Origin of the sequence: Alcanivorax sp. (assembly GCF_014762765.1) — a bacterium.
In the GTDB taxonomy this organism is placed as follows: domain Bacteria; phylum Pseudomonadota; class Gammaproteobacteria; order Pseudomonadales; family Alcanivoracaceae; genus Alcanivorax.
Genome location: NZ_JABURH010000074.1, coordinates 23,885 through 29,937, shown reverse-complemented (window position 1 = coordinate 29,937; position 6,053 = coordinate 23,885). Strand labels below are relative to the sequence as shown.

The 6,053-nt window shown below is 56.2% G+C and carries 9 protein-coding genes and 1 pseudogene; 4 read left to right on the top strand and 6 right to left on the bottom strand.

Features of this window, described 5'->3' with window-relative positions; translation table 11 throughout:
* Positions 1-79: 79 nt before the first annotated feature.
* The 3 genes from HUJ17_RS03365 to HUJ17_RS03355 all read right to left on the bottom strand — a co-directional run bounded on the left by HUJ17_RS03365 (position 80) and on the right by HUJ17_RS03355 (position 1,441).
* On the bottom strand, positions 80-718 hold the full coding sequence (locus HUJ17_RS03365; protein ID WP_290509348.1) for a glutathione S-transferase family protein: 639 nt from the start codon (positions 716-718) through the stop codon (positions 80-82).
* A 60-nt stretch (positions 719-778) separates the two neighbouring features.
* Entirely contained in the window at positions 779-1,138 is a 360-nt protein-coding gene (locus HUJ17_RS03360) for a glyoxalase superfamily protein (protein ID WP_290509347.1), read from the bottom strand.
* 150 nt (positions 1,139-1,288) lie between these two features.
* A complete protein-coding gene (locus HUJ17_RS03355; protein ID WP_290509346.1) occupies positions 1,289-1,441 on the bottom strand; it encodes a hypothetical protein in 153 nt (50 codons plus the stop codon).
* Between HUJ17_RS03355 and HUJ17_RS16875 the strand changes: the two are divergent.
* A pseudogene (locus tag HUJ17_RS16875) lies at positions 1,388-1,597 on the top strand (DUF2459 domain-containing protein); the annotation flags it as partial. The gene HUJ17_RS03355 and the pseudogene HUJ17_RS16875 overlap by 54 nt on opposite strands.
* Positions 1,598-1,614: 17 nt before the next feature.
* Positions 1,615-1,899 (top strand): DUF2459 domain-containing protein, encoded by a 285-nt coding sequence (locus tag HUJ17_RS03350; protein WP_290509345.1) that lies wholly within the window; start codon positions 1,615-1,617, stop codon positions 1,897-1,899.
* 206 nt (positions 1,900-2,105) lie between these two features.
* Here the strand turns inward: HUJ17_RS03350 and HUJ17_RS03345 are convergent, their stop codons facing one another.
* From HUJ17_RS03345 to upp, 3 genes are all read right to left on the bottom strand, one after another.
* Positions 2,106-3,182: a peptidoglycan-binding domain-containing protein gene (locus HUJ17_RS03345; RefSeq protein ID WP_290509344.1), complete on the bottom strand. Its 1,077-nt coding sequence runs from the start codon at positions 3,180-3,182 to the stop codon at positions 2,106-2,108.
* Between the two features lie 225 nt (positions 3,183-3,407).
* Entirely contained in the window at positions 3,408-4,706 is a 1,299-nt protein-coding gene (locus tag HUJ17_RS03340) for a uracil-xanthine permease family protein (protein ID WP_290509343.1), read from the bottom strand.
* 31 nt (positions 4,707-4,737) lie between these two features.
* A complete protein-coding gene (gene upp, locus HUJ17_RS03335; protein WP_290509342.1) occupies positions 4,738-5,364 on the bottom strand; it encodes a uracil phosphoribosyltransferase in 627 nt (208 codons plus the stop codon).
* Between the two features lie 140 nt (positions 5,365-5,504).
* On the opposite strand from upp, the gene HUJ17_RS03330 reads away from it, so the two are divergent.
* Together HUJ17_RS03330 and HUJ17_RS03325 are read left to right on the top strand one after the other, a co-directional pair.
* Positions 5,505-5,687, top strand: a complete 183-nt coding sequence (locus HUJ17_RS03330; protein WP_290509341.1) for a hypothetical protein — start codon at positions 5,505-5,507, stop codon at positions 5,685-5,687.
* Positions 5,684-6,049 carry a rhodanese-like domain-containing protein gene (locus HUJ17_RS03325; RefSeq protein WP_290509340.1) on the top strand — a complete coding sequence of 122 codons (366 nt, stop codon included), beginning with the start codon at positions 5,684-5,686 and terminating at the stop codon, positions 6,047-6,049. The genes HUJ17_RS03330 and HUJ17_RS03325 overlap by 4 nt, the downstream gene beginning before the upstream one ends.
* Positions 6,050-6,053: the final 4 nt, after the last annotated feature.

The following is a 6,053-nucleotide window of genomic DNA, read 5'->3' as shown; positions in this document are numbered from 1 at the left end:
GGGCAAGGTGTGGGCCGGTTTTAACGGCTCAAGGGTGATGGAAGGGGTCATTTCTTTCCGCTTTCATAGCAGGGTGTCTTCAGTCGGCCGCCGCAAAGTGTGCCATCTGGTCCGCATGGGCCTTCACAAAAGCCGGGCGTGCAGTGGCGCGAGCCACATAATCTAGGCAGGCGGGATATTCCGACAGGCCATCAAACCGGTCCACCAGCCGCAACACATCCGCCATCAGAATATCAGCCACAGAGAAGCGGCCGGCCAGCCACTCCCGTTTCGCCAGCACCGCTTCCATATGCTGCAATCGGGCCTGGAGAAACGCCTCCAGATTTTGCCGCCCCGGTGTGTCAGCGGTGTCGCCAGAGAACTTGAACAGTGACCAGGGCAAGCTTGCCGCTTCCACCGAGTTGAGTGCCGCAAAGAGCCATTGAGTCACTTCGCTTCTGCGTTGCGGGTCGACCGGCATCAGCGTCTCACTGCGCCCCGCCAGATGAAGCAGGATGGCACCGCTTTCAAAGAGGGAGAGCTCACCATCGGTAAGCCAGGGCACCTGCCCGAAAGGCTGGTGAGAAAAATGCTCGCTGCCCCGGTCTCTGAAGGGCACGCTCTCCACGCGATAATACAACCCGGCTTCTTCCAGCGCCCAGCGCACACGCAGATCACGCACATAACCACGAGGCATGTCAGGAACCCAATCGAAGGTGGTCAGAATCAGATCAGTCATTGCGCTACTCCTGTTGTCTTCGCTATGACAAGGTCGGTCGTACTCTGCCAGCCATGGTGCTCATGCGCATTCGTTAAAGACAATTTTATTTGAAAACGGATCGACCACTTCAAACACCCTGTCACCCCAGGGAGCGGTCGAAATGTCAGGCCGACAATACCGGTAACCTTGCGACATGACATCACGGTGCAAACCTTCGATATCATCCGTATTCACGAATATTTTTGAGCCAGGGGTACAATCCCCGGAATGCTCGCTGAGGTGAAGCACCAGCCCTTCTCTGGAAACCTGCATATAAAGAGGATATCCCTCTTCGAAACGGTGCTGCCAATCCAGCGACATGCCAAGAAATTCCAGATAGAAGGCCTTGGCTTTGTCTTCATCAAAAATTCGAACGACGGGTATCGCTTGAAATCGCATCCATGCTCTCCTGGCTGACGCCGACCACGCAGCAGTTATTAGAAAGACAAATAAACCAGATACCTGAAACGCCTACAACGCCGAATAAATTTATACGCAGCAGGCTGCTAAAACCTGATCATGCCTTGCTACACTGTCGGCATTATGCGTTTATTGCCGGGTTTTCTTGCGGTGGTGCTGTCGTTGCCGGCTCAGGTTCAGGCCGATGACGTGACGGTGCTGGTGGTACGCCACCGGTGGCATACCGGTATTGCCTTTCCGGCGGATCAGCTCTCCCCTGCCCTGGGATTTCTTGCGCCACACTTCAGTGAGCCATCGTTCTACGAATTCGGCTGGGGGGATGATGCCTTTTATCGGCAGGATGACAGCTGGTGGCTGCGGGTTCGGGCCATGCTGTGGCCAACCCGATCGACAATGCATGTGGTAGGACTGGAGCGACATCCGGAACTGTTGCCCCATACAGATTTGCAGCCACTGTGCCTGAGTGCCGAGCAGCTCGGCCAGTTACAGGAGAGTCTGGCCGGGTATTCCAACTGGATGAGCAGGAGCGGTTACCCGCCGGCGACCCAGGGCTGTACGGCGATAGCCGTTTCTTCCCTTCCAATGACACCTTCTGGTTCGGCAATACCTGCAACACCTGGACCGCCAAGCGCTTGCGCGATGCGGGACTGCCGATACGCGCCTTTCTTACCCTCACTGCGGGCCAGGTGCTGAGCCAACTGCGCGAAGGCAATCAGGCAGGCGCCTGTGCCACCCGATAAACCAACATCAGGGATAAAGGGAGACTTGGGCTGATTGGGGCGTGACCGGCCTGGCCAAACCTCACCAGTGTTGCGACAGACCGTTTAATCTCTGGCCAGAAGCATCTGCGAAATACTGGGTAATCTTCGCTATTAACACCAAGTCTGAGCACACATAAAAAAGGCCGGCATAAAGCCGGCCCTGAATACTAGGAAGGAGCAGGACGTTACAGTTTCACGCCCAGGTGGTCCAGCGTCTGCATGGTCAGCTGACCGGAAGCCAAATCATTGTCCTTCTGGTAAGCAACCACAGCTGCGCGGGTCTTGGAGCCGTAAACGCCATCAATCCACACCGGATCATAGCCTTTCGCTTCCAGGGCTTTCTGGAGACGACGAACCACATCCTGGGTGGTGTTGGTTTCGCACAGGATTTCGCGCCATTCCATATCCGCATCGGTCACCTTGACCTGCTTGGGTACGTCCTTGTATACGGCGGGGATAACGGTTTTCTGCTCTTTCGGCGGCTCAACCTGCTTGACCACGTCAACCGTGCTGTAAACAGCTGGAACGGTGACTTTCTCCGTCCGCGCAGGCTGGTCGACCACTTTCTTGGTCACGGTCTTGTACACCGCAGGAATTTTCACTTCCTCGGTACGCTCAGGTTGTACCAGTTCCTTGCGGCTAACGGTCTTGTATTCGGCCGGCACTTCCACCAGACACATGATTTCACCGGTGGAATCATCGATCTTTTCGATGGGGCCACGGCCTTTCTTCCAGGTAGTGTAGGCGGGCTTGACCAGCACCTGTTCGGTAACGGTCTTATATTCTGCAGGCTTCGTAATCAGCTTGGTGGTGGCTTCTTTTACCAGCACTTTCTCGGTCACCGTCTTGTAGGTAGCCGGAATCACTTTCAGCTTGTCGTAGGCTTCGCTGACCAGCACCTGCTCCTGGACGGTTTCATACCGAGCGGGAGTCGTGGTGATTTTGCTGTCTTCCTGGGACACCATGACCCGCTGCATTTCTGTCTTGTAGGTTTCAGGAATGACAACCCGTGCATAACAGTGGCCGGGCTGCGCATTAGGAGGAAGCAGCTGATTACCGGAGTCTGAGGATGCAGGCGCCGGGGCGGGCTGCTGCTGGTTGGAGCTCAACGCAGCACGCAGCTGCTGATTTTCCTGTTCGAGTTGCTGCTGCTGACTTTGCAGCGACTGATATTCAGCACTTTCCTGAACGGTCTGGTTGCTGGCACAACCGGTGGCAAGAGCGGCAACAATGGCCGGCAACATGAGACGATTAAGTTTCATAGTCTGTTCCCTTTTTACAGGCTTCCTTGATTTCATCAGGGACAAACAATGCGCATTTAAAATGACAGAAACAGTTACAAAGATGTAATTTTACAAAAAACCTTTCCGAAAATTATTTTTACCAATCCCGTTTGTAAAATAGTAAGCAAAAAACTTTTTATTTATGAAAAACTTTTTGCTTACCAAAAGTATAAAAGCGCAAAAGTAAAAGCACGCAAGTACCAATTATTTTTTCTCTTTGCCATGCTCCAGCACATCTTTCACATAGGCACGCTCTTCATTCAGATCATCACTGGCCTCCCGTGCAGCTGGCAGAATCTGATTCAGAACCACCGCCACCAGTCCGCACAGGCTGATGCCCTGCAAGGTAAAATCACCATTGCCCATCACCATGCCACCGATACCGAAAATCAGTGTCACTGCCACAATTACCAGATTGCGTTGGGCGTTGAGATCCACCCTTGCCTTGATCAGGGTGCTCATGCCGACACTGGCGATGGAACCAAACATGAGAATCAGAATGCCGCCCATGACCGGGGTAGGAATGCTTTGCAGCAGCAAACCGAATTTGCCGACAAACGCCAGGCTGATGGCAAATAACGCTGTCCATGTCATCACGACCGGGTTGAACACTTTCGTCAGCATCACCGCTCCGGTGACTTCCGAATAGGTGGTATTTGGCGGGCCTCCAAACAGAGCAGCGGCCATACTGGCGATGCCATCGCCGGTCAGGGTGCGATGCAGACCAGGTTTGCGGATGTAATCCTTGCCGGTAACACTGCTGATCGCCAGCACGTCGCCCACATGCTCTATGGCCGGAGCCAGCGCCACCGGCACCATGAACAAAATCGCCTGCCACTGGAAGCTCGGCGCCACGAAGTCCGGCATAGCCAACCAGCCAGCCTGTTCTACCGCAGTGAAATCCACCATCCCCATCAGCAGGGCTGCCAGATAACCACTGACCACACCGCAAAGAATCGGCAACAAGCGGAACAGCCCATGCCCCAGGGTTGCCACCAGCATGGTGGCCAGCAGGGCCACCATGGACACCAGCAGCGCCTCGCCGTAGGGGAAAAGCCGCTCGGCACCATTACCAGTCATGCCCATGGCGAAGTTTACCGCCGTGGGCGCCAGGCTCAGCCCGATCACCATGATGATGGGGCCGGTGACCACCGGCGGCATCAGCCGGTGCAGAAAACCCGGGCCGCGCCATTTCACCAGCCCGCCCAGCACCACATAAACCACGGCGGTACACAACAGCGCCCCCATAGTAGCCGAGACGCCCCACTGCTCGACGCCATGGGCAATGGGGGCGACAAACACGAAGGAGGACGCCAGAAACACCGGCACCGAGCGGCGGGTAATCCACTGGAACAGCAGCGTACCAAGGCCAGCGGTGAACAGGGCCACGCTGGGGTCCAGCCCGGTGAGCAATGGCATCAGCACCATGGCACCGAAGGCCACGAACAGCATCTGCGCACCGATAAGGATAATTTTCCAGTTCCAGAATCCGGGCTGTTGCATGCCGGAGGCTCCTGTTTTGGCAGAAAGAGGATTAGCGGGTGCCGAAAATCTTGTCCCCGGCGTCGCCCAGGCCGGGGATGATATAGCCTTCCTCATTGAGCCCCTGATCCACCGAGGCAGTGTAAATGGCCACATCCGGGTGGGCGGCCTTTACCTTTTCAATTCCCTCCGGCGCCGCCACCAGCACCAGGGCACGAATCTGTTTACAACCTGCCTTCTTGAGCATATCGATGCATGCCAACAGGGAGCCACCGGTGGCCAGCATGGGGTCCACAACAAGCGCCAGACGTTCATCGATGTCGTGGGCCAGCTTTTCGAAGTAGGCCACCGGCTCCAGGGTTTCCTCATTGCGGTAAACCCCCACTACGCTGACCTTGGCGCTGGGGATCAGCTCCAGCACACCGTCGAGCATGCCGATGCCCGCCCGCAGGATCGGCACCACCGTGACTTTCTTGCCCTTGATGCGCTGGGCCGGTGCCGGGCCCATCCAGGTATCCACTTGATAATCCTCAAGCTCCAGATCACTGGTGGCCTCATAGGTCAGCAGACTACCCACCTCCGCGGTGAGCTGGCGAAAGCTTCGGGTACTCAGGCTCTGCTGGCGCAGCAGGCCCAGCTTGTGTTTTACCAAAGGATGGGTGATTTCATGGACTGACATGGGACGCGCTCCTTGGGACCGGGTGGCGAATACAGATGGCGAATATTGTGCCGTTTACACCGCAAAAGTCACTGCCGTGCACCTGTCACTGTTCTCGGGATCACAGCAGTGGTAGCGTCAGAAAGTAAAAAGGAGATCCCGTGAGCAAAACCCTCGACGAGTTGTCAAAACAGGCGTTCGTGTATGAATGTGCGAGCCGCGCTCTCGCGGCCAGTTTTTCCAACCCCGCAGCCAAGCCTTCCGTTGCCAGCATGGTACGGGATGCGGAGAAGCTGTGGGATGAGTTGCAGGAATGGCAAACCCGACAGGAGTCAGAGTCATGAAACGTATCAGCCTGGGCCTACTAATGCTGCTGAGCATTCTCGCCACCCCATTGTGGGCCGCCGACAGCATCAGCATCAGCGAGCTAAAACAGGCCATGCAGGCCGATCAGGCCCCCATCATCATTGATGTCCGTGATGAGGATGAGTACCTGGCCGGCCACATTCCCGGTGCCATCATGGTGCCGGCCAAACAGATGGAGCAGCACCTGGACATGCTCAAGCAGTACCGCAAACAGGAAATCGTGCTGTACTGCGTATCCGGCCGCCGCGCCAGCGCCGCTGCCACCGTGCTGGAGGACGCCGGATTCAAGAAGGTACGGCTGCTGGAGGGCAACTATCCCGGCTGGAGTGAATCCCGATAACCCG

What these genes read in the sequence shown, in the direction of transcription:
- HUJ17_RS03360 (WP_290509347.1), bottom strand. Translation starts at nt 1,138, where the DNA reads ATGCGATTTCAAGCGATACCCGTCGTTCGAATTTTTGATGAAGACAAA.
- HUJ17_RS03345 (WP_290509344.1), bottom strand. Translation starts at nt 3,182, where the DNA reads ATGAAACTTAATCGTCTCATGTTGCCGGCCATTGTTGCCGCTCTTGCC.
- HUJ17_RS03340 (WP_290509343.1), bottom strand. Translation starts at nt 4,706, where the DNA reads ATGCAACAGCCCGGATTCTGGAACTGGAAAATTATCCTTATCGGTGCG.
- HUJ17_RS03365 (WP_290509348.1), bottom strand. Translation starts at nt 718, where the DNA reads ATGACTGATCTGATTCTGACCACCTTCGATTGGGTTCCTGACATGCCT.
- HUJ17_RS03325 (WP_290509340.1), top strand. Translation starts at nt 5,684, where the DNA reads ATGAAACGTATCAGCCTGGGCCTACTAATGCTGCTGAGCATTCTCGCC.
- upp (WP_290509342.1), bottom strand. Translation starts at nt 5,364, where the DNA reads ATGTCAGTCCATGAAATCACCCATCCTTTGGTAAAACACAAGCTGGGC.